The sequence below is a fragment of the Streptomyces yongxingensis genome, assembly GCF_055597465.1.
This window is the reverse complement of record NZ_CM145717.1, coordinates 4,462,981-4,483,330: the sequence shown is the minus strand read 5'-3', so window position 1 is coordinate 4,483,330 and position 20,350 is coordinate 4,462,981. Positions and strand designations below refer to the sequence as shown.

The following is a 20,350-nucleotide window of genomic DNA, read 5'->3' as shown; positions in this document are numbered from 1 at the left end:
GCACCCAGGCTTTCCCAGCGCGCGGCCCCCCGCCGTGCGGCGGTACCCCTTACCCACATCCCGGAGTTCCCCATGCTGCTCGCGGCCGCTCCCGCTGCCGAGACCCCACCCCACACCGGTGGTCTGCTCGCCCTCATCCACGGCACCGCCGGTCTGCTGACCGTCGCCGCCCTCGGCATCGCCCTTCTGCTCTACCTGATCATCAAAGTCCGGCTGCAGCCCTTCGTGGCGCTGCTCGGCGTCTCCATCGCGGTCGGTCTGGCCGCCGGTCTCTCGGTCACCGAACTCTTCGGTACGGTCCAGAAGTCCGACGCCGTCTCGCTCATCGAATCCGGTATGGGCGGCATCCTCGGCCACATAGCCATCATCATCGGCCTGGGCACCATGCTCGGCGCGATCCTCGAGGTCTCCGGCGGCGCGGAGGCGCTCAGCGCCCGGCTGCTCGGGCTCTTCGGGGAGAAGCGGGCGCCGCTCGCGATGGGGCTCACCGGTCTGATCTTCGGCATACCCGTCTTCTTCGACGTCGGCATCTTCGTCCTCGCGCCGATCGTCTACGCGGCCGCCAAGCGCAGCGGCAAGTCGATCCTGCTCTACGCGATGCCGCTGCTCGCGGGGTTGTCCATGACCCACGCCTTCCTGCCGCCGCACCCCGGTCCGGTGGCCGCGGCCGGACTGCTCCATGTCGACCTGGGCTGGGTCATCCTGATGGGCATCGTGGTGGGCATCCCGTCGGTGCTGGCCGCGTGGGGCTACGCCGCCTGGATCGGCAAGCGCATCTTCGTGCCCGTACCGCAGGACATGGTGGAGGCGGCCGAGGAGTCCCGGGAGGCGGTCGCGGCCCAGCAGCGCGCCTCCGGCGCCACCCCGGCCGAGCAGCCGGTCTCGGTGGCCACGGTGCTCGCGATCATCGGCACCCCGCTCGTGCTGATCCTCTGCGCGACGTTCTCCTCCGTGGCGCTGGACCCGAGCACCGGCCGCTCGGTCATCGAGTTCTTCGGCCACCCCTTCGTGGCGCTGACGATCGCCCTGCTCCTCGCCTACTACCTGCTGGGCATCCGGCGCGGCTGGTCCCGCAAGTCCCTGGAGACCGTCTCCACCGCCTCCCTCAAGCCCGTGGGCAACATCCTCCTGGTGGTCGGCGCGGGCGGGGTCTTCGGCGCGGTCCTCAAGGGCAGCGGTGTCGCCCAGGCCCTGGCCGACGCCTTCGACAGCGCGGGCCTGCCGGTCATCGTGCTGGCCTGGCTGATCTCGGTGGTGCTCCGGGTGGCCCAGGGTTCGGCGACGGTCGCGATCGTCACGACGGCGGGCATCGTCACCCCGATGCTCTCCGGCGGCGACTACTCGCAGGCCCATCTGGCGCTGGTCATCATGTCCATCTCGGCGGGCTCGATCTTCGCCTCGCACGTCAACGACGGCGGCTTCTGGATGGTGGCGAAGTACTTCGGCATCTCCGAGAGCGACACGCTGAAGTCCTGGACGGTTCTGGAGACGGTGCTGTCGGTGGCCGGTTTCGTGGTGGCGGCCCTGCTGAGCCTCGTCATCTAGCGGACGGCGCCCGCATGACGACGGCCCTCGAATCCCGGCGGAAACCCCGGGATTCGGGGGCCGTCGCTTCTGGCTCCATTCCGCTCCGTGACCCGTTGGCATTCACCGCGAGATTCACCATCGCAACTCATTCATGGGAGCACCCACGTTTGATCAAATAATGGCAAAGAATGCCGGTCGAAACGGAGAGTCCCCGCTCGGCGACGACGTCGCGCATGCCAAGTCGTTTCATGTTCTACGTAGATTCAACTCTCCATCCTCGTGAGCTGCATGATCAATCCATAGGGTCCTTGAGGTATTTGAAGGAAGGGACCCATGGAAGAACTCCGCGCAATCCGGGCTCGCGGTATCACGAAGAGCTTCGGTGATGTCGTCGCCCTGGACGGCATCGATCTCGATGTAACGCCGGGTCATATCCACGGCCTGGTCGGACCGAACGGCGCCGGAAAGACGACGTTGCTCGGCCTGCTGCTGGGGCTCGCGGTGGCCGACAGCGGTCGCCTGGAGGTCCTGGGTACACCGGTCGAGCGGGCACTCGACGCTCCCGACGGTGTCGCCGGCTTCGTGGACGGCCCCGCCCTCTATCCCTCGCTCACCCCACGGCAGAACCTCGCCGCGCTGGCCGCGCTCCGCGGCCACGACGCGCGCACGACGGGGCACGACGCGCGCACGACGGGGATCGACGACGTACTCGCCGAGGTCGGTCTCACCGACGTCGCCGACGACCGTACCCGCGGCTTCTCCCTCGGCATGCGCCAGCGGCTCGGGCTCGCCGCCGCCCTGCTGACCAAGCCCCGGCTGCTCGTGCTCGACGAACCGTCCAACGGCCTCGACCCGGCGGGCAAGAAGCACGTGCACGGTGTCCTGGGCCGGCTCGCGGCCGACGGAACCGCCGTCGTGCTCTCCAGCCACAACATGGACGACCTCGAGGCGCTGTGCTCCGAGGTGACCATCCTCGCCGCCGGACGCGTCGTCTTCTCCGGCCCGCTGTCCAAGCTGGCCACCGAGAACCGTGAACTCGAGTACCGGCTGGTCACCTCCGACCCGCGGGCCGCGCGCCGGCTGGCGGACGACGCGCCGGGGATCCAGGTCGTCGACGACGCCGGGGTACGGCAGGACGCCGAACTGCTCGTCGTACGCGCCCTGGTGCCCGCCCTCGACCACCTCGTGGCGCGGCTCGTGGAGGGGGGCGTCGCGCTGCGCGAGCTCACTCCCGTGGTGTCGCCGCTCGAAGCCGCGTTCCTGGCCCTCACCGAGCAGCAGGAGGCGGGCAGATGACCGCGACCCTCACCCGGAGCCCGGAACAGGAAGGCGGGCAGCCGACCGGGGGCCGTCGCGTCCCCGTCACCCGCGCCTGTCGCTTCGAGCTCGTCAAGCTCGTCTCCCAGTGGCGGATCCGCCTGCTGGTCCTCGCCTGCTGGATCGCTCCCGCCCTCTTCGTCGCCGGGGTGAGCCGGCAGAGCACGCTTCCCGTCGACACCCTCTTCGGGCGCTGGATGCTCGCCTCCGGGTGGGCCGGGCCGCTGGTGATGCTCGGTTTCGCGGGAACCTGGGCGCTCCCGCTGCTGACCTCGGTCGTGGCCGGTGACGTGTTCGCCTCCGAGGACCGGCTCGGCACCTGGCGCCATCTGCTCGTCGCGGTCCGCTCGCCCCGGCGGATCTTCGTCGCGAAGGCGATGGCCAGTCTCACCGTCCTGCTGCTGCTCGTGGCCGGGCTCGCGGTCTCCAGCACCGTCGGCGGCCTCCTCGTGGTCGGCGACCAGCCGCTGGTCGGTCTCGACGGCCATCTCCTGGCACCGTCGGACGCCGCCGTCTCGGTCCTGCTCTCCTGGGTCTGCGTCCTCGCTCCGACCCTGGCGCTCGCCGCACTCGGCTTCCTCGGGTCGGTCACGCTGGGACGGTCCCCGATGGGGCTGCTGGTGCCCGTGCTCGTCTCGCTCGCGATGGCGGTCGCCCAGATGCTGCCGCTTCCGGTGGCCGTGCGCGTCGCCCTGCCGAACTACGCCTTCATCTCCTGGAACGGTCTGTTCACCAGTCCCCGGCAACTCGGCCCGCTGCTGATCGGCATCGTTGTCAGCCTCGTGTGGGCCGTGGTCGCGACGGCGCTGGCGTATGTGCTCTTCGTACGGCGCGACTTCACCAACCTGGCTCACGACGGTTCGGGCCGCCGCGCGATCACCATCGGAGTCCTGCCGCTCGTCGGGGTGGCCGCCGCGTCGTTCGCGGTCGTCGCCGCGACGACCTCGGCGACCGGCTCCGGGATCGAGCAGGACAAGGTGCAGCGCTCGCTCGCCACGGCGTTCGCGCACCTGTACCGCATGCAGACCGACCAACTCAACCGACCCGCCGTCACCGAGGCCCAGCTCAAGGCCACGGCGTCGTGCAACAAGGGAAGCACCAGGGTCGCGGCGGAAGGCCCGGGCAACGACTGGCGCTGCGTGGTGACCTGGCATCTTCCCGGCGTCGAGGCCACCGGGCAGGCCATCTACCAACTCGACGTCACTCCGGACGGGCGGTTCATGGCCGATGGCGATGGACCGAAGGAAGTGAACGGCTACTTCCTGGTACGGACCCCCGATGGGGACGCGCCGAACCCGCTGTGGCAGTTCGACGGCAACGTCGAACTGCTCGACACCACCCCGAAGGGATAACCCTCCATGCAGGTAACTCGCCGCCGCAAGCTCGTCGAGGAAGCCCGGATCAACCTCATCAGCAGACGCATCGGCCGCCGGATACCGCTGCTGACGGCGGGCACCACCGCCGTCGCCCTCGTGGCCGCCGGCACGGCGCTCGGGCAGACCCAGCAGTTCGGCACGGACCAGGTCGGCCAGGTCACCAAGAACGGCCAGGTCGTCTCCAGCAACCAGTACATCGCCCCGTACGGCGACCGTCTTGTCATCGACCAGGGCAAGATCATGTCGTCCTCGGTCAGCCCGGACGGCACGCACATGGCCGCCTCGGTCACCGACGGTGGCGCGGCCCTGGCCATCGTGGACCTGAAGAACTGGAAGACGCAGCAGCTCGTCAGCAAGGCCGCGTCCTCGAACCCCCGCATCAGCAGCAACAACGTGGGCCAGGAAGGCCCGACGTACTCGCCCGACGGCAAGCAGCTGTGGCTGGGCCAGCCGGACGGCTACACCGTGTTCACCGTGAACGCGGACGGCAGCGTGGCCGACCCGAGGACCGTCAGCATCCCGGCGCAGGGGTCCCAGCACGCCCTGGTGGGCGCGGTGGCGTTCTCGGCCGACGGCAAGACCGTGTACTCCGCGGTCAACGGCCAGAACCGGGTCGTCGCCATCGACGCCGCGACCGGCACCATCGAGCAGAGCTGGAACGTGGGCAACGCCCCGCGCGGCATGGTCGTCGTCGGGGAGAAGCTCTACGTGAGCAACGAGGGCGGCCGCCCGGCCAAGCCCGGCGAGCCCACGATCAACTCGTACGGCACGCAGGTACTCGCCGACCAGAAGACCGCCGCCACCACCAGCGGCACGGTCAGCGTCATCGACCTGGCGCACCAGGACGCCGCGGTCTCCAGCATCGAGGTCGGTCTGCACCCGACCGCCGTGTACGCGAAGAACGGCGCGGTGTTCGTCACCAACACCGCCGACAACAACGTCTCGGTCATCGACACGGCGAAGGACAAGGTCGTCCAGACCATCTCCACCCAGCCGTGGGCCAAGGCCCGGGTAGGCTACGAGCCCGACGCGGTGACCCTCACCGACGACGGTCACCTGCTGGTGACCCTCGGCCGCGCCAACGCCGTCGCCGTCTACAAGTACACCTCCGCGCAGGAGCCGGTCGCTTACGTCGGCCTGCTCCCCACGGACTACTTCCCCTCGGAGATCACCACCTCCGGCAAGGAGGTGTACGTCTCCAACACCCGTGGCGTCGACGCCCGCCGTAAGGCCACCGGCGGTCGCGGCACCCACGACACGACGTCGAGCGTGCAGAAGTTCACGCTGCCCGACGACAGCGTGATCAGGTCCTACACCGGCAAGGTCTTCAAGCAGAACGGCTGGAACGGCGAGTCCCTCAAGAAGACCGACGGCACCCCGGCCAGGCCGGTGCCGGTCCCGGTCAAGCTCGGCGACCCCTCGACGATCAAGCACGTCTTCCTGCTGGTCAAGGAGAACCGGACCTACGACCAGGTCTTCGGTGACATGCCGCGGGGCAACGGCGACCCGTCGCTGACCGAGTTCGGCGAGAACGTCACGCCGAACCAGCACGCCCTGGCCAAGCAGTTCGGCCTGTTCGACAACACGTACGACATCGGCACCAACTCCGCCGAGGGCCACAACTGGCTGATGCAGTCCGACAACCCGGAGTACACCGAGTCCTCGGCCGGTGAGTACGCCCGCAGCTACGACACCGAGGACGACGCCCTCGGCCACCAGAAGACCGGCTTCATCTGGACCGGTGCGCAGGCGGCCGGCAAGTCCGTCCGGAACTTCGGTGAGTTCCAGCAGTTCCTGACCAAGCCGTCGGACGCCAGCTGGCAGAACCTGTACTGCGACAGCAAGAACATGGCGGCGACCGGTCAGGACACCGCCTACCCGCTGAACTCGACCTCGCCGATCCCGTCGCTCAACGACGTGTCGGTGCACGGCTTCCCGAAGTTCGACACCAGCGTCCCGGACGTCTACCGGGCACAGATCTGGAAGCAGGACTTCGCGAAGAACGGTCCGGCGAACCTGAACATGTTCTGGCTCTCCAGCGACCACACCGGTGGCCCGGTGAGCCCTGCCTCCCAGGTCGCGGACAACGACCTCGCCGTGGGCCGGATCGTCGACGAGATCTCGCACAGCAAGTACTGGAAGGACTCGGCGATCTTCGTCGTCGAGGACGACTCCCAGGCGGGTCTCGACCACGTCGACGGCCACCGTGCCCCGGTCCAGATCATCAGCCCCTGGGCCAGGCACGGCGTGGTGGACAGCCACTACTACTCGCAGATCAACATGATGCGGACCATCGAGCAGATCCTCGGGATCCAGCCGATGAACCAGAAGGACACCGCGGCCACCCCGATGGCCTCGGCGTTCACCCAGAAACCGGACTTCACGCCGTTCAAGGCGCTGCCCAACCGGACCTCGCTGACCGACGGTGTGAAGACCGCGCCGTCCTGTGGTCTGGACACCCCCGCGGCGCAGAGCCCGAAGGCGGCGGCCGTGCCGTCGGCCTCGGTGCCGGCGGACATGAAGGATGTCGCCGCCGAGTGGGACCAGTGGAAGTCCAGGCAGCGGCTGACCGGTCCCCGGGCCGTTCCGGACTACGCCCCGCCCGCGCAGATGAACCACCTCACCTGGTACCAGACGCACAACTGGGCGAAGCCGTACCCGGGTGAGAAGAAGATCTACGCCCCGCAGGACGTGCCGGGCGCCTACATCCCGTCGGCGGAGAACGACGGCTGACCCAGGCTCACGTAGCAGGCGGCCCCTGACCGGCATCATCGCCGGTCAGGGGCCGTGATTTTCGGATCAGGTGGTGGGGAACTCCCCGCGCTTGACGCCGGAGACGAACGCGGACCACGCGGACGGCTCGAATACGAGCGCCGGGCCGTGCGGGTCCTTGCTGTCGCGGACGGGTATGTCGGCGTGGCCACGGGCTACTTCGAGGCAGTCGCCGTTGCTGCCTCCGCTGTAGCTGGACTTGAACCACCCCGTGAGTGCGGAGGCACTGCGGGGGGTGTGCTTACTGCTGACCATGTTCGTGTTCCTCTGCTATGGCCCTGATCAGGGCCAGGGATTCCTGGCGCGTCGCCGCCTCGCTGAGAGCAAGAGAGTAGGCCGACTGGCTCGCACGTACCAGGGACGGATCGTCCATCAGGTGTCCGACTCGAAACCCTTCGACGTAGGCGACTGGCGCGGCGTCCTCGAAGGTCATGAGGGTCATCATGCTCTCCATGAGCGCATGCGCCCCTGCTGCGAAGGGCAGCACGTGCAGGCGTAGCCGACGCGCCTCGGCCAAGTCGGCGATCCTGCGCAGTTGCTCCGCCATCACCTGCGGGCCGCCGACAAGGCGCCGTAGCACCGCCTCGTCCAGCAGCGTCCACACCACGGGCTTCAACGGATCATCGAGGATTCGGGCACGGGCCATGCGGTTTACAACGCGCTCGTCAAGGTCAGCCCGATGATTGGGGCTGTACGCCTCGAAGACTGCGCGAGCGTACGCCTCCGTCTGCAGCAGACCAGGGATGAGGGAGATGCTGTACTGCTGGATCTCCGTGGCGTGCGGCTCCAGCTCGGCTACGACCGCGAAGTGGTCGGCATACTTCGACTCCAAGTCCTCCAGCCACCGCACGAAGAACCCGTCCGTGCCCAGCGCCTGATCGATCCGGGCCGCGTCATCCGGCTTCGGCAACCGGCGCCCCGCCTCGAAGTGGCTGATCAGCGTGGGGGAGCACACCACCCGCTCACTCAGTGCCTCTTGCGTCAGCTCGGCCGCTATGCGGCGCAGCTTCAGCTCCTCCCCGTACTTCTCCCTGGGGGTGTGTGGCCTTCGGTCCCTCGTCATGGGCTGACCTCCCGAGTTGAAGGGTGCGTTGTCAGGCTCGCCCTCCTGGCAGCGTAGCCAGAACACCCTCCACTCTGTGAGGAAAGCGCCACACAGCGTGAAGAAACGCAGGACCCTCGCGACCGGGGTGCACCGGCCCGAGGGCGTGGCCCACCAGCTGACAGGAGCTGATGAACATGAAGGACCCTATGGGGCGGTTCCTCGCATGCGTGAGTGCACTTCTCGCCGTACTGCCGCCCGGCCGTCATCGGGCCGGGGTTCGGGCGGTGATCCACGCGGTGGAGGTGCCCGGATGGGCGCGATGACCGGTCTGCGGCTGCTGCCGTGGACGGACCCCGACGGCAAGCCGTGTTATCTGTCGTCGGACGACGGGAACAGCCCGCTGAGCCGACGTGCGGACGCGATCGAGGCCGTACAGGTGTCCATGGGGACCGAACTCCTCCGGCACGCTCGGGCGCTGCTGGACGACCCCAGGGCCGACACGCGAGAACTCCGCTACCTCGCGGACCGGCTGTGTGAGGCGCTGCGTGATGTGCTGCGGGTCGCCGAGAGCCGGGGCGCCCGACTGCCGTCGTACGGCGAAGGCGACGGCCCGGACGCGGGTACGGCGCCTGGCAGCGCTGCGGGGTCGTCGTGACCGGCTGGCGGATTACTCCGGTTCCGGGCCGGGGCTTGCGCCGGGTGGACGGTGGGGAACTCGCGCTGCCGCTCCAGATCATCCAACGCGGGCAGCATCGCGCCATCGCCGAGCTGGAGCTGACCCCCGCGGCGGCGGAGCAGCTGCACGCGGCCCTGTGCTACGCGCTCGGTGAGCAGCCCCCGCCCCCCGGCGCGCCCGAGTGCCGTCAGCCCGTCCGCTCCCCGGGCGGCCGACAGCGGTACTGAAGACGACCGTGCTCGGGGCCCGCGCGAGGCGCCGTCCCGGCGTTCCCCGCCGGGACGGCCCCTCGCGCGGGTTACGGTGTTGGCTTAGGCGCAGTACTGCGCCTCCTTGCCGATTGAGCGGTACATGCAGTCCGCGTTCTCCACGAGTTGGAGCACCGCGTCGCGGTTGCGGCCGGTCTCGCGGTCGATGACCTCGTCGGGCGGGTAGAAGCCGCCGGCGCCGGAGGAGGTCGGGTACATCTCGAAGGTGTAGGCGAAGATCTTCTGGGTGCCCCACAGGTAGTCGTCGATCGCGCCGTCCGTGATGTACAGCTCGCTCGACTGCTCGGGGGTGTAGCCGTTGCTCGCCGCCATCTTCTTGCCGACCGCGGCGAAGGCGTCGTAGTCGTCCCGCGTCATGCCGGTCGTGGTTTCGTCGTACGTCCAGCCGAAGGGCCACAGCACCAGTTCGCTGTAGGTGTGGAAGTCGATCGCGGCCTTGATCTGCTGCTTGCCGTTGATGACGCGGCTGCGGGCGAAGTCGGCGACGACCTTCACCTCGGGTGCGGAGGCGGCGCGGGGGCCGCGGTAGGTCTCGGAGCTGGGCGAGGTGGAGGAGCCGCCGCAGCAGCCCCACTTGAAGTCCCAGTTGCGGTTGAGGTCGGTGCCGACGGCCGACGAGCCCGAGTTGGGCTGGCGGTTCTTGCGCCAGCTCCGGTAGGAGCCGGTGGCGATGTCGTACTCGCCGCCGTCCGGGTTCACATCCGGGACGATCCAGATCTCCCGGCCGTTGACGGCATTGGTAATCCGGGAGTCGCTGCCGTAGCCCTCGGTGAACTGCCGCACCAGATAGAGCGCCATCTCCACCGTAAGGTGCTCACGGGCGTGCTGATGGGCGGTGAAGAGGACCTCGGGCTCGTTCTCGTCCGTGGCCACGTTGTCGCTGATCTTGAGGGCGACGATGTCGCGGCCCTCGTACGACTTTCCGATGACGCGCTTGCTGAGGATGGACGGATACTTGGCCACCGCCGCGTTGATCTCGGCGTTCGCTTCGGCGTAGTTGTGGTACTTCGCATCGGCCGACGGGAAGTCGAACGGCTTGGCCGACCTGCCCTCGGTACGGTCGGGCGGGCCCTGGAGCGCGGTGAGCCGGTAGCCGAGCGCGCGCAGCCGCTTGGCCTGCGCCGGGTCGGCGGTGACGACCAGGGAGCGGGCGTCCACCTCGTCGATGGACACTCCGGTGGCGGCGACCGCGGAGCGGTCGGCCTTGGTGGCGGGGCCGGAGACCTCGTACTGCCGCACGTCCTGGTCGGCGGCGCCCTGGTCGGCGGCTTCATCCCTGGGTGGGGCGGTGCGCTCGGTGCCGGGCCGTGGGCTGGGGTCGTCGGCCTGAGCTGCCATGGGGGCGGCGAGTGCGAGGGTGAGCAAGGCGGTGAGGGCGGTGGCCCGTCTACCGCGGATGCGACGTCGCATGACATCTCCTGGGGGGTTAAGGGCGAGCGACTGCTGCGCCAGTGTTCGGCCATGCGCATGACATGCGCAAGGGTGGGAAATGGTCGAAGCCGAAGGAATCTCTCATCGAGGGAAGGAACCCCCCGCATGAACAGATCTCTCGTCGGTGCGCTCTCGGCCCTGTTACTGGGCGGCGCGACCCTCGTGGGCGCGGGCGCGGCGCCCGCGACGGCCGCGTCCCCCGCCAAGGCGCCCGCCAAGGCCCCGAGGGCGGTCGACTTCGCGGGCACGGTGGCGCTCAGCAACTGCTCCGGCTCCGTCGTCCGCACGCCGGGCTCGGCCGACAGTGACCCCGCGCTCGTCCTCTCCAACGGCCACTGCCTGGAGAGCGGCTTCCCCGGCGCGGGAGAGGTGATCGTCAACCAGCCGTCCAGCCGGAGCTTCACCCTGCTGACCGCCTCGGGCGGCCGGGCCGGCACCGTCCGGGCGAGCAAGGTCGCGTACGCGACGATGACCGACACCGACATCTCGCTGTACCAGCTCACGTCCACGTACGCCCAGATCCAGTCGTCGTACGGCATCAAGGCGCTGACGCTGTCGGACAGCCGCCCGACCCAGGGCTCCGCCATCAATGTGGTCTCCGGCTACTGGAAGAAGATCTACTCCTGCAATATCGACGGATTCGCATACCGGCTTAAGGAGGGGGACTGGACCTGGAAGGACTCGGTCCGCTACACCTCCGCCTGTAACACGATCGGCGGAACGTCGGGCTCCCCCGTCGTCGACCCGGCGTCCGGCAAGGTCGTGGCCGTCAACAACACGGGCAACGAGGACGGCGCCCGCTGCACCCTCAACAACCCGTGCGAGGTGGACGAGAACGGCACGGTGACGGTGCGCAAGGGCATCAACTACGCCCAGGAGACCTACCCCATCACCAAGTGCGTGACCACCGGCAACAAGATCGACCTGAACCTGGCGGGGTGTGTGCTGCCCAAGCCCTAGCGAACACCTGTACGCCGGTGCGCCCCGCCTGCCGTGGGCGGGACGCACCGGCGTACGTCGAACTGTCGTTCCCGTTCTGTAGCTCTACAGCCCGTGGACGTGCGGGCCGACCGCCTTCGACCAGGCGTTCCCGTTGGCCGCGTCCCAGTTGGTGGACCAGGTCATCGCGCCGCGGATGCCGGGGTAGGTCTTGGACGGCTTGAAGGAGCCGCAGCCGGAGCCCTTGGCGAGGCAGTCCAGGGCGTCGTTGACCACGCCCGGCTCGACATAGCCGGAACCGGCGCCGCTGGTGGAGGCGGGCACGCCGATGCCCACCTGGGACGGGTCGAGGCCGTTCTCGAGCTGGATGCAGGCGAGGGAGGTGAGGAAGTCGACCGAGCCCTGCGAGTAGACCTTGCCGTCGCAGCCCTGCATCGAGCCGCTGTTGTAGTACTGCATGTTGACCACCGTCAGGAAGTCCTTGATCCCCAGGGCGGTCTTGAAGTACTCGGTGGACGCCGACTGCATGTCGATCGTCTGCGGTGCCATGGTGACCACGACATCGCTCTTCTTGTCGTGGATGGCTTTGAGGGCCTTGGTCATGTAGGTGGAGTTGACGCCGTTCTCGAGGTCGATGTCGACGCCGTTGAAGCCGTACTTGTCCATCAGGCCGGTGATGGAGGAGGCGAAGGCGTCCGCGGAGGCGTCGTCGCTGACCGAGATGGTGCCCTTCTCGCCGCCGACCGAGATGATCACGGACTTCCCGGCCGCCTGCTTGGCCTTGATGTCGTCCTTGAACTGCTGCTCGTCGCTGTAGCCGGTGGCGGGGTCGAGCTTGAAGTCGACCGCTCCGGGGGAGCCGGTGGCGTCCGCGAAGGCCACCGCGATGATGTCGTAGTCGTCCGGGACGTCCGAGAGCTTCTGCTTCGTCGCGCCGTTGTCGAAGTTCTGCCAGTAGCCGGTGACGGCGTGCTCGGGGACGGCGGCGGCGTGCTGCTTCGCGTCCGGGTGCTCCTCGGACGCGTTGGCCGAGCCGGCGGATATGAGCCCTCCTGCGGCGAGGGCGACGACTGCGGCGGCTCCGAGCAGCCGCTTGGTGAACTGTGCGCGTACCACGACAGCCTCCGTGCGTGGGGGGATGTGGGGGAGGTGGTGCCAGTGCGCGTTCAGGGGCCCCTGTGGCGTGCGTATAAGGTGGTCCAGACCAATAGCGTTGTCAAGCCCGCGCGACGTCTTCCCTGCACGTGAGGGTGAAAAATGCGGATGAGGGGGCCAAGAGCGGTTGCGCTCTTGGCCCCCTTGGCCCCTCCCCGCGAAGGGGCCGCGTCACGGCCCCGTGAAAAGGAGCGCGTCACGCTATTACGGCAGACCGTGGACCTTGGGGCCCACCGCGTTCGACCACGCGTTGCCCGCCGTCGCGTCCCAGTTGGTGGACCAGGTCATCGCGCCGCGCAGACCCGGGTAGGCCCGGGACGGTTTGAAGGAGCCGCAGTTCGTGCCGCGGGCCAGACAGTCCAGGGCGTTGTTCACGACCGTCGGGGAGACATAGCCGCTGCCCGCGCCCCGCGTCGAGGCGGGCAGGCCCAGGCCGACCTGGGACGGCGAAAGACCGCCCTCCAACTGGATGCAGGCGAGGGCGGTGAGGAAGTCGACCGAGCCCTGGGAGTAGACCTTGCCGTCACAGCCCAGCATCGAACCGCTGTTGTAGTACTGCATGTTGACCACCGTCAGGATGTCCTTGATGTTCAGCGCCGTCTGGAAATAGGCGTTGGACGTGGACTGCATGTCGATGGTCTGCGGGGCCATGGTGATCACCAGGCCGGACCCGGCCTTCGCCTTCGCCGACAGGGAGCGCAGCGCCTGGGTCATATAGGTGGCGTTGAGGCCGTTCTCGAGGTCGATGTCGACGCCGTTGAAGCCGTACTCGCGCATCAGGGCGTAGACGGAGTTGGCGAAGTTGTTCGCGGAGGTCGGGTCGTTGACCGAGACCGTGCCGTTCTGGCCGCCGATGGAGATCACGACGGACTTCCCGGCCGCCTGCTTGGCCTTGATGTCGTCCTTGAACTGCTGCTCGCTGCCGTAACCGACGGCGGGGTCGAGGGTGAAGTCGACCGCTCCGGGGGTGCCGGTGGCGTCCGCGAAGGCCACCGCGATGATGTCGTACTGGTCCTGGACCTCGCGCAGCTTCTGCACGGCCGCGCCGTTGTTGAAGTTCTGCCAGTAGCCGGTGACCGCGTGCTTGGGTACGGTGCCGCCGCCCCCGCCGCTTCCGGCCGAGGTGGTGCCGGTGACGGCGGCCGACCTGGGCGACTCGCCCGCCGCGTTGGTGGCGGTGACCTGGAACTGGTACGAGGTGGACGGCGCCAGCCCGGTCACGGTCGCGGACGTCCCGCTGACCGACTGCACCTTGGAGCCGTCGCGGTAGACGTTGTAGCCGGTCGCGCCGGTGACCGGGGACCAGGACAGGTCGATGGAGGACGAGGTGACGGTGCCGGTCTTGAGGCCACTCGGCGCGCCCGGCACCGGGTCGCCGGGGTCGCCGCCGGGGCCGACGAGGCTGATGTCGTCGGCGTAGTAGGCGGGCTGGCCGTACCAGCCGTGGGTGTAGACGGTCACCGAGGTGGTGCCCGCGCCGGTGGAGAAGCTGGTGCTGAGCTGTTGCCAGCCGGTCGCGGAGGGTGTCCAGGTCGAGACGTCGGTGGTGCCGGTGCCGCTCGCGCCGAGGTACACGTAGCTGCCCTGGACCCAGGCGCTGAGGGTGTACGAGGAGTTGGGCTTGACGGCCACGGTCTGGGCGCAGCGGGCGTTGTCCGAACCCGCCGGGGTGGCCTTGAGGGCGGCCGAGCCGCTGTGGACGGGGCTCGCGACCGTGGTGCCGCTCGCCGCCGAGCAGGTCCAGCCGCTGAGGCCGGACTCGAAGCCGGGGTTCTGGGCGAGGTTGGCGGCCGCGGCGGTCGCGGTGCCGCCGCCGAGGGCGGCAAGGCCGGTGGCGCCCAGGGCGATGGTGGCGAACGCGCTGGTCAGCCGGGTGATGTTGCGTCTGAGTCGGGTGGTGCGGGGGTGTGGGGCACGGTCCATGACTGCCTCCGTGGGGGAATCCATTGGGAAGCCGGCGTGAAGGAGGAGATTGCGGACGGTGGCCACCGTATGAACGTAAAGTGGTCCAGACCAATGCCCTTGTCAAGGGGATGCGCACACTGAAGGATCGGGCCAGGGGTGCGTAACCCAGAGGAACTGTTCTCTCACGCCGTTTTCGTGGATAAAGTGACGACGCACCAGGACAGGGGCAGTACAGAGACAAGGGCAGTAGAGACCTGCGGCCGCCGCCGCTCGGCGCCGATGTGAGACGGGGTAGCCGACGTGCCCACCGCGATAGCAGTCACCGGCCGCGAGCTGGTGCTTCCGCCGCCCGACGGGCAGACCCCGTCGGCCGTCGTGCTCCGCCCGCCGGACGCACAGTCACTCGACGACGCCCTCGCCGAGGTCGGGACCCTCCTCGACCAGCAGGGCTATCTCGTCGTGCTCTACCCCGCCGCGACCCCCGCCGCCGTGGTCCGCCGGCTCCACACCGTGCGCTCCGTCCTGGAGAGCGACCGGATGGCGCTGCTGCCGCTCGAACTGCCGCCGCTGGCCGTCGCCGTGCTGGCCCGTCAGCTCCGCCAGTTGTCCATATCCGACTTCAGCCCCGGCGTCCTGGCGTGCGCCGCCCGGCTGCTCTCCCACTACATCCACGCGGGCGCGCTGCTGGGCAGCGTCGCCAAGCTGGACCGGGTCCCGGTCAGCCTCACCTCGCACGTCAAGTCCTGGGTTCCCGGCGCCCACTTCGCGGTGCTCGCCCATCCCACCCCGCACCTGGTCAAGGTCGGCGGCGCGACCGAGCTGCCCGCCCCCGGGTACGCCACCTCCATGACGATCGCCCGGGGCCAGCTCAGCAGCCATGGCTACGGGGGCGGCGGCGCGGGGAGCGACGACTGGGTCACCGGCGCCCTCGCCCCCGCCTGGGGCGTACGCGGCGTGGCGGAGGTGCCGCTGCCCGCCGAGTCGGCGCGCTGGTGGGGCACCCCGAAGCTGATCGAGTTCGCCGCGGCCATCCCCGACCTCTCGGTCCTCTACCAGCTCGTGGCCTCCGTACGGAGAGAGGAATGCCACTGGTGCGGCTTCGAACTCATCGGCGACCGCTGTGCCTTCTGCTCCTGCCCGGTGGCCCGCGGCGATGAGATCCCCGCACTGATCACGTCCCAACGTCCCGCCCTGACCAGCCGGTAACGTCCCCGAACGAGGTTGTGCGACCCATGAATTCACGCCAGCGCCGCGGAGTCATCCTGCTGCTCCTGTCGGTCCTGTGCGCCGTCGGCGCCTTCGCCGGAGTCCTCTCCGTCGTCAACGACGTGGAGTCGAAGGTCGGCCCCGAGACCACGGCCTACAAGCTCACCTCGGACGTCAAGCCGTACAAGGCGCTGGACGCGGGGGAGTTCGAGAAGGTCTCGATGCCCAAGCGCTATGTGCCCTCCACCGCCGTCACCGATCTCGACGAGCTACGCGGGAAGATCGCGGTGACCCAGCTGACGAAGGGGTCGCTGCTCCAGCGCGACATGATCGTGAACCGGCCCGCCCTGAAGCCCGGACAGCAGGAGATCGCGATCATGGTCGACGCGGCGACCGGTGTCGCGGGCAAGATCACCCCGGGCGCCAGGGTCAACATCTACGCCACCTTCGAGGACAGCACCCAGGGCGAGAAGCCGGTCTCCAAGCTGATCGTCGCGGGCGCCGAGGTGCTCGACCTCGGCAAGATCACCGCCCTGGAGCCCGACCGGGACGACAAGCGGCGGATCGACGAGGCCGTGCCGATCACCTTCGCGCTCGACACCAGGAACGCCCAGCGCGTGGCCTACGCCGAGTCCTTCGCCTCGCATGTGCGGCTGGCGCTGGTCGCGCCCGGCGGGGGCCGCTCCATAGACCCCGACGACCGCACCTACACCCTCGACGGCGACAAATGAGTGAGGAGGTGCCGCGGTGACGATCAGGATTCTGCCGGCCGTCGGCGACCCCGACGCCGCCCACTCCCTCAGCGGGCTGCTCGGCCAGTTGCCCGGTGTCGAACCGTCGGCGCCGGTGGGCGACTCGACCCTGCTGCTCGACACCCTCGCCTCGCTGGCCGCCGCCTCCCTGGAGGAGCTGCCGGAGGTCGTCCTCGTCCATGAGCGCATCGGCCCGGCCCCGGCGCTGGAGCTGATCCGCGAGATCGCGCTGCGCTTCCCGGCGGTGGGCGTGGTGCTGGTGACCGCCGACGCGGGGCCCGCGCTGTACTCGGCCGCCATGGACGCCGGGGCCCGCGGCATCGCCGGGATACCGCTGGCGTACGACGAGTTGGCGGCCCGCGTCCAGGGCGCCGCCCAGTGGGCCACGGGCGTGCGGCGCCATCTCGGGGGCGGCGGCGATCCGTATCCCGCCGGGCCCGGCGGCAAGCTGGTCGCGGTCGCGGGCGCCAAGGGCGGGGTCGGCACCACCGTGACCGCCGTACAGCTCGCGCTCGCCGCGCGGGCCGCGGGCGTCAAGGTCGCGCTGGTCGACATGGACCTCCAGTCCGGGGACATCGCCTCGTACCTCGATGTCCAGTTCCGGCGCTCGATCGCCGATCTGGCGCAGATCAACGACATCTCGCCGCGGGTGCTCCAGGACGCGGTGTTCACCCACCAGACCGGGCTCGGGCTGCTGCTCGCGCCGGGCGAGGGCGAGCGCGGCGAGGAGGTGACCGACCGCACCGCCCGGCAGGTGATCGGCGCGCTGCGGTCGCGCTTCGAGGTCGTGATCGTCGACTGCGGTACGCAGATGACCTCCGCGGGCGCCGCCGCCGTGGAGCTCGCGGACATCGCGCTGCTGATGACCACCCCGGACGTGGTCGCGGTGCGCGCCGCCAAGCGCATGGTGCGGCTGTGGGACCGGCTCCAGATCCGCAAGGCGGAGGAGACCGTGACCGTGGTCAACCGGCACACCCGCAGTGCGGAGATCCAGCCCCAGCTGGTCCAGCGGGCCACCGGCACGACGGTGGCGCGCACGGCGATTCCGGCCGGCTTCAAGGAGCTCCAGCCCGCCGTGGACTCGGGCCGGATGCACGACCTGGACGCCAAGTCGGCCGTCAAACAGGCGCTGTGGGGGCTCGCCGGCGAGCTGGGCCTGGTGGAGGCGGCACCCCCGGGCGGCGGCCGCCGCGCCGCCCACCGGGGCGGCCACGCGGCCGGGGGCGGCGGCGAGCGCGCCCTGCCGGGGCTGCGGCGGCGCCATGCCATAGAGGCGGGCGGCGACCCGGCGCAGGGCAGCGTCGGCGACGGCACCGACGCGCTGAACGAGATCGCCCCGCCGTCCACCAAGGGCTTCCTGCGCAAGCGGGGCGGCGGCGACCGCGGCCAGGTGACGGTCGAGTTCCTCGGCGTCCTGCCGCTGGCCCTGATCGTCCTCGCGGTCGTCTGGCAACTGGTGCTGGTGGGCTACACGTACTCGCTGGCGGGCAACTCCGCCGACAAGGGCGCCCGCGCGGGCGCCGCCAAGGGCGCGGGCGCCTGCCAGGACGCGGCCGCGAAGGACATCCCCGGCTCCTGGACCGCCGACATCGACTGCGCCGGCGGCGACGGCACGGTCTACAAGGCCACGGTCAAGCTCCACGTCCCGATCCTCTTCCCGGGCGCCGCCGACTTCCCCTGGACGGTCACAGGCACGGCGGGCGCGGCGGACGAGACCGACCTGGCGGGCGGAGGAGACTGATATGCCCCGTCACCACCCTCCCCTCCCGGGACGCCCAGCGACGGCGCCCCGCCACCGTGACCACCCGGGCGGCGGCTCCACGCCCCCGGGCGGCGGGTCCACGGCGCCGGGCGGCGGCGGGCCCACCGTGGCGGCCGTCGCGCGGCGCCGTCTCGAGGTGGTCGGTTCGTCGCGGAGGCGCGGGGCGGCCGGTCGTGCGTCGTCGCTTCGCGCCGTCGCGGCGCGCCGGGGCGGGGCGACGGTCCGGCCGGGCGACAGCCGCTCGCCCGGCGCCGCGCGGCCCGGAGACCAGGGCCCGGTATCGGTGGGACTTCGCGGCGCGGCGGAGGCCGACCGGCGGTGCGGCCGACTGGCGGCGGGGCTGGGCCGGGCGGGCCGACGGCCCGGCGCGGCGCGCCGGTGGCGGGCCGACACCGGGTCCGCGTCCATCGAGTTCCTCGGGTTTCTGCCGGTCCTCATCCTGGTCGCGCTCGCCGCCGTGCAGCTCGGCATCGCCGCGTACGCCGCGCAGCAGGCCGGGACCGCGGCGCGGGCGGCGGCGCGGACGGCGTCGCTGGACGAGCCGCGGACCAGCCCGCAGGCCGCCGGGAAGGCGGCGATCAGCGGATGGCTCGCCGACGGGGCGAGCATCGGCAGCGGGGGCTGCGGGGGCGGGGAGGCGCAGGCCACCGCGACCGTGGAGATCCCCTCCGTCATCCCCGGCTTCGACTTCGGCAGCGCCGAGAAGAGCGCCACCATGCCCTGCGACGAAGGAGACGCCGGCGACGGCGGCGTCGCCCCCGCCGCGATGGGAGGCGAACGATGAGCCTGCGGGCCCGTATCACCGCGCCCGAGGGGCCCGGCGAGGGCAGCGGACGCCAGGACGGGCGCCTCGTCTCCGTCTACCGCGCCAAGCTGCTGGAGGAGATCGACCTCGCGGAGATGTCGTCCCTCTCCGCCGCCGAGCGCCGCTCCCGCCTGGAGCGCGTGCTCGGCCACATCATCAGCCGCGAGGGCCCGGTGCTGTCCACCAGCGAGCGCTCCCAGCTGATCCGCCGGGTGGTGGACGAGGCGCTCGGCCTCGGGGTGCTCGAACCCCTCCTCGAGGACGCCTCCATCACCGAGATCATGGTCAACGGCCCGGACCAGATCTTCGTGGAGCGCGCGGGCCGGGTCGAGCTGGTCCCCGTCCGCTTCGCCTCCGAAGAGCAGCTGATGCAGACCATCGAGCGCATCGTCTCCACGGTCAACCGCCGCGTGGACGAGTCGAATCCGATGGTCGACGCCCGGCTCCCCTCCGGTGAGCGCGTCAACGTGATCATCCCGCCGCTCGCCCTCACCGGCGCCACGCTCACCATCCGCCGCTTCCCCCGCGCCTACACCCTCCACGAGCTGATCGGCATGGGCACGCTGGACGAGCAGATGCTGATGCTGCTCGCGGCGCTGGTGCGGGCCAAGTTCAACGTGGTGGTCTCCGGCCCCACCGGATCCGGCAAGACCACGCTGCTCAACGCCCTCTCCGGGCTGATCCCCGACGGGGAGCGCATCATCACCGTCGAGGACGCCGCCGAGCTGCAGCTCCAGCAGACCCATGTCATCCGGCTGGAGTCCCGGCCGCCCAACGTCGAGGGCAAGGGCCGGATCACCATCCGCGACCTGGTCCGCAACTCCCTCCGGATGCGCCCCGACCGCATCATCGTCGGCGAGGTGCGCGGCGGTGAGACCCTCGACATGCTCCAGGCCATGTCCACCGGCCACGACGGTTCGCTGGCCACCGTCCACGCCAACAGCGCCGAGGACGCGCTGATGCGGCTCCAGACCCTCGCCTCCATGTCGGACGTGGCGATCCCCTACGAGGCGCTGCGGGACCAGATCAACAGCGCAGTGGACTGCATCGTCCAGCTCGTCCGGCACGCCGACGGCTCACGGCGGATCAGCGAGATCGCGCTGCTCGACAGCCACGGCCACGAGTCGTACCGCATCGCCACCGTCTGCCGCTTCGACGCCCAGCCCATGGGCGCGGACCGGGTGGTGCACGGGCGGTTCGGCTACTTCCCGCTGCCGGAGCGGGTCGCCGAGCGGCTGCGGATGGCCGGCGAGTCGGTGCCGCCCGCCTTCGGCGTGGCCGCCTTCCCGGCGCAGCTCGCCACCCGCGCGGCCGGATACGACCCGTACGACCGACCGCCGTTCGACCGGCCCCCACACGACCGACCCCCACACGACCGACCCCCGTTCGACCCCAGGGACCGGAGGTAGCAGG

17 protein-coding genes are annotated in these 20,350 nt (G+C 70.2%); 12 read left to right on the top strand and 5 right to left on the bottom strand.

The window, feature by feature from the left end; genetic code table 11:
- Positions 1-72 precede the first annotated feature (72 nt).
- The 4 genes from ACZ6TD_RS18845 (at position 73) to ACZ6TD_RS18830 (ending at position 6,953) form a co-directional block, all read left to right on the top strand.
- Positions 73-1,545 (top strand): GntP family permease, encoded by a 1,473-nt coding sequence (locus ACZ6TD_RS18845; protein ID WP_471355444.1) that lies wholly within the window; start codon positions 73-75, stop codon positions 1,543-1,545.
- 315 nt (positions 1,546-1,860) lie between these two features.
- On the top strand, positions 1,861-2,823 hold the full coding sequence (locus ACZ6TD_RS18840) for an ABC transporter ATP-binding protein (protein ID WP_471355442.1): 963 nt from the start codon (positions 1,861-1,863) through the stop codon (positions 2,821-2,823).
- Positions 2,820-4,196 (top strand): ABC transporter permease, encoded by a 1,377-nt coding sequence (locus tag ACZ6TD_RS18835; RefSeq protein WP_471355441.1) that lies wholly within the window; start codon positions 2,820-2,822, stop codon positions 4,194-4,196. Before ACZ6TD_RS18840 ends, ACZ6TD_RS18835 begins: the two co-directional genes overlap by 4 nt.
- 6 nt (positions 4,197-4,202) lie before the next feature.
- Positions 4,203-6,953, top strand: coding sequence for an alkaline phosphatase family protein (locus ACZ6TD_RS18830; RefSeq protein ID WP_471355439.1), 2,751 nt, complete (start codon positions 4,203-4,205; stop codon positions 6,951-6,953).
- A gap of 66 nt (positions 6,954-7,019) precedes the next feature.
- Here ACZ6TD_RS18830 and ACZ6TD_RS18825 read toward each other — a convergent pair whose 3' ends face one another.
- Together ACZ6TD_RS18825 and ACZ6TD_RS18820 are read right to left on the bottom strand one after the other, a co-directional pair.
- On the bottom strand, positions 7,020-7,247 hold the full coding sequence (locus ACZ6TD_RS18825; protein ID WP_471355437.1) for a DUF397 domain-containing protein: 228 nt from the start codon (positions 7,245-7,247) through the stop codon (positions 7,020-7,022).
- Entirely contained in the window at positions 7,234-8,055 is an 822-nt protein-coding gene (locus ACZ6TD_RS18820) for a helix-turn-helix domain-containing protein (RefSeq protein WP_471355435.1), read from the bottom strand. The genes ACZ6TD_RS18825 and ACZ6TD_RS18820 overlap by 14 nt, the downstream gene beginning before the upstream one ends.
- A gap of 292 nt (positions 8,056-8,347) precedes the next feature.
- Here ACZ6TD_RS18820 and ACZ6TD_RS18815 point away from each other — a divergent pair, with 292 nt between their 5' ends.
- Complete coding sequence (locus ACZ6TD_RS18815; protein ID WP_471355432.1) at positions 8,348-8,692, top strand: hypothetical protein; 345 nt, start codon at positions 8,348-8,350, stop codon at positions 8,690-8,692.
- A 44-nt stretch (positions 8,693-8,736) separates the two neighbouring features.
- Complete coding sequence (locus tag ACZ6TD_RS18810) at positions 8,737-8,940, top strand: hypothetical protein (protein ID WP_471357849.1); 204 nt, start codon at positions 8,737-8,739, stop codon at positions 8,938-8,940.
- Between the two features lie 84 nt (positions 8,941-9,024).
- Here the strand turns inward: ACZ6TD_RS18810 and ACZ6TD_RS18805 are convergent, their stop codons facing one another.
- Entirely contained in the window at positions 9,025-10,392 is a 1,368-nt protein-coding gene (locus ACZ6TD_RS18805; RefSeq protein ID WP_471355430.1) for a M14 family metallopeptidase, read from the bottom strand.
- A 126-nt stretch (positions 10,393-10,518) separates the two neighbouring features.
- Here ACZ6TD_RS18805 and ACZ6TD_RS18800 point away from each other — a divergent pair, with 126 nt between their 5' ends.
- Entirely contained in the window at positions 10,519-11,373 is an 855-nt protein-coding gene (locus tag ACZ6TD_RS18800) for a S1 family peptidase (protein ID WP_471355427.1), read from the top strand.
- An 84-nt stretch (positions 11,374-11,457) separates the two neighbouring features.
- Here the strand turns inward: ACZ6TD_RS18800 and ACZ6TD_RS18795 are convergent, their stop codons facing one another.
- Together ACZ6TD_RS18795 and ACZ6TD_RS18790 are read right to left on the bottom strand one after the other, a co-directional pair.
- Positions 11,458-12,468 (bottom strand): chitinase, encoded by a 1,011-nt coding sequence (locus tag ACZ6TD_RS18795; protein WP_471355425.1) that lies wholly within the window; start codon positions 12,466-12,468, stop codon positions 11,458-11,460.
- A gap of 243 nt (positions 12,469-12,711) precedes the next feature.
- Positions 12,712-14,430 (bottom strand): chitinase, encoded by a 1,719-nt coding sequence (locus tag ACZ6TD_RS18790; protein ID WP_471355423.1) that lies wholly within the window; start codon positions 14,428-14,430, stop codon positions 12,712-12,714.
- A 282-nt stretch (positions 14,431-14,712) separates the two neighbouring features.
- Here ACZ6TD_RS18790 and ACZ6TD_RS18785 point away from each other — a divergent pair, with 282 nt between their 5' ends.
- The 5 genes from ACZ6TD_RS18785 (at position 14,713) to ACZ6TD_RS18765 (ending at position 20,346) form a co-directional block, all read left to right on the top strand.
- The gene (locus ACZ6TD_RS18785; RefSeq protein WP_471355420.1) at positions 14,713-15,618 is read left to right on the top strand and encodes a hypothetical protein; all 906 of its coding nucleotides are present in this window, start codon (positions 14,713-14,715) and stop codon (positions 15,616-15,618) included.
- Positions 15,619-15,644: 26 nt separating this feature from the next.
- Entirely contained in the window at positions 15,645-16,349 is a 705-nt protein-coding gene (gene cpaB, locus ACZ6TD_RS18780; protein ID WP_471355417.1) for a Flp pilus assembly protein CpaB, read from the top strand.
- Positions 16,350-16,365: 16 nt separating this feature from the next.
- Positions 16,366-18,111 carry an AAA family ATPase gene (locus tag ACZ6TD_RS18775; protein WP_471355415.1) on the top strand — a complete coding sequence of 582 codons (1,746 nt, stop codon included), beginning with the start codon at positions 16,366-16,368 and terminating at the stop codon, positions 18,109-18,111.
- A gap of 304 nt (positions 18,112-18,415) precedes the next feature.
- A complete protein-coding gene (locus ACZ6TD_RS18770; RefSeq protein ID WP_471355412.1) occupies positions 18,416-18,916 on the top strand; it encodes a TadE/TadG family type IV pilus assembly protein in 501 nt (166 codons plus the stop codon).
- Positions 18,913-20,346 (top strand): CpaF family protein, encoded by a 1,434-nt coding sequence (locus tag ACZ6TD_RS18765; protein ID WP_471355410.1) that lies wholly within the window; start codon positions 18,913-18,915, stop codon positions 20,344-20,346. The genes ACZ6TD_RS18770 and ACZ6TD_RS18765 overlap by 4 nt, the downstream gene beginning before the upstream one ends.
- Positions 20,347-20,350 lie beyond the last annotated feature (4 nt).

Excerpts from the sequence above, each read along its gene's own strand:
- ACZ6TD_RS18845 (WP_471355444.1), top strand. The coding sequence starts at position 73 with ATGCTGCTCGCGGCCGCTCCCGCTGCCGAGACCCCACCCCACACCGGT.
- ACZ6TD_RS18840 (WP_471355442.1), top strand. The coding sequence starts at position 1,861 with ATGGAAGAACTCCGCGCAATCCGGGCTCGCGGTATCACGAAGAGCTTC.
- ACZ6TD_RS18835 (WP_471355441.1), top strand. The coding sequence starts at position 2,820 with ATGACCGCGACCCTCACCCGGAGCCCGGAACAGGAAGGCGGGCAGCCG.
- ACZ6TD_RS18830 (WP_471355439.1), top strand. The coding sequence starts at position 4,203 with ATGCAGGTAACTCGCCGCCGCAAGCTCGTCGAGGAAGCCCGGATCAAC.
- ACZ6TD_RS18825 (WP_471355437.1), bottom strand. The coding sequence starts at position 7,247 with ATGGTCAGCAGTAAGCACACCCCCCGCAGTGCCTCCGCACTCACGGGG.
- ACZ6TD_RS18820 (WP_471355435.1), bottom strand. The coding sequence starts at position 8,055 with ATGACGAGGGACCGAAGGCCACACACCCCCAGGGAGAAGTACGGGGAG.
- ACZ6TD_RS18815 (WP_471355432.1), top strand. The coding sequence starts at position 8,348 with ATGGGCGCGATGACCGGTCTGCGGCTGCTGCCGTGGACGGACCCCGAC.
- ACZ6TD_RS18805 (WP_471355430.1), bottom strand. The coding sequence starts at position 10,392 with ATGCGACGTCGCATCCGCGGTAGACGGGCCACCGCCCTCACCGCCTTG.
- ACZ6TD_RS18800 (WP_471355427.1), top strand. The coding sequence starts at position 10,519 with ATGAACAGATCTCTCGTCGGTGCGCTCTCGGCCCTGTTACTGGGCGGC.
- ACZ6TD_RS18790 (WP_471355423.1), bottom strand. The coding sequence starts at position 14,430 with ATGGACCGTGCCCCACACCCCCGCACCACCCGACTCAGACGCAACATC.
- cpaB (WP_471355417.1), top strand. The coding sequence starts at position 15,645 with ATGAATTCACGCCAGCGCCGCGGAGTCATCCTGCTGCTCCTGTCGGTC.
- ACZ6TD_RS18765 (WP_471355410.1), top strand. The coding sequence starts at position 18,913 with ATGAGCCTGCGGGCCCGTATCACCGCGCCCGAGGGGCCCGGCGAGGGC.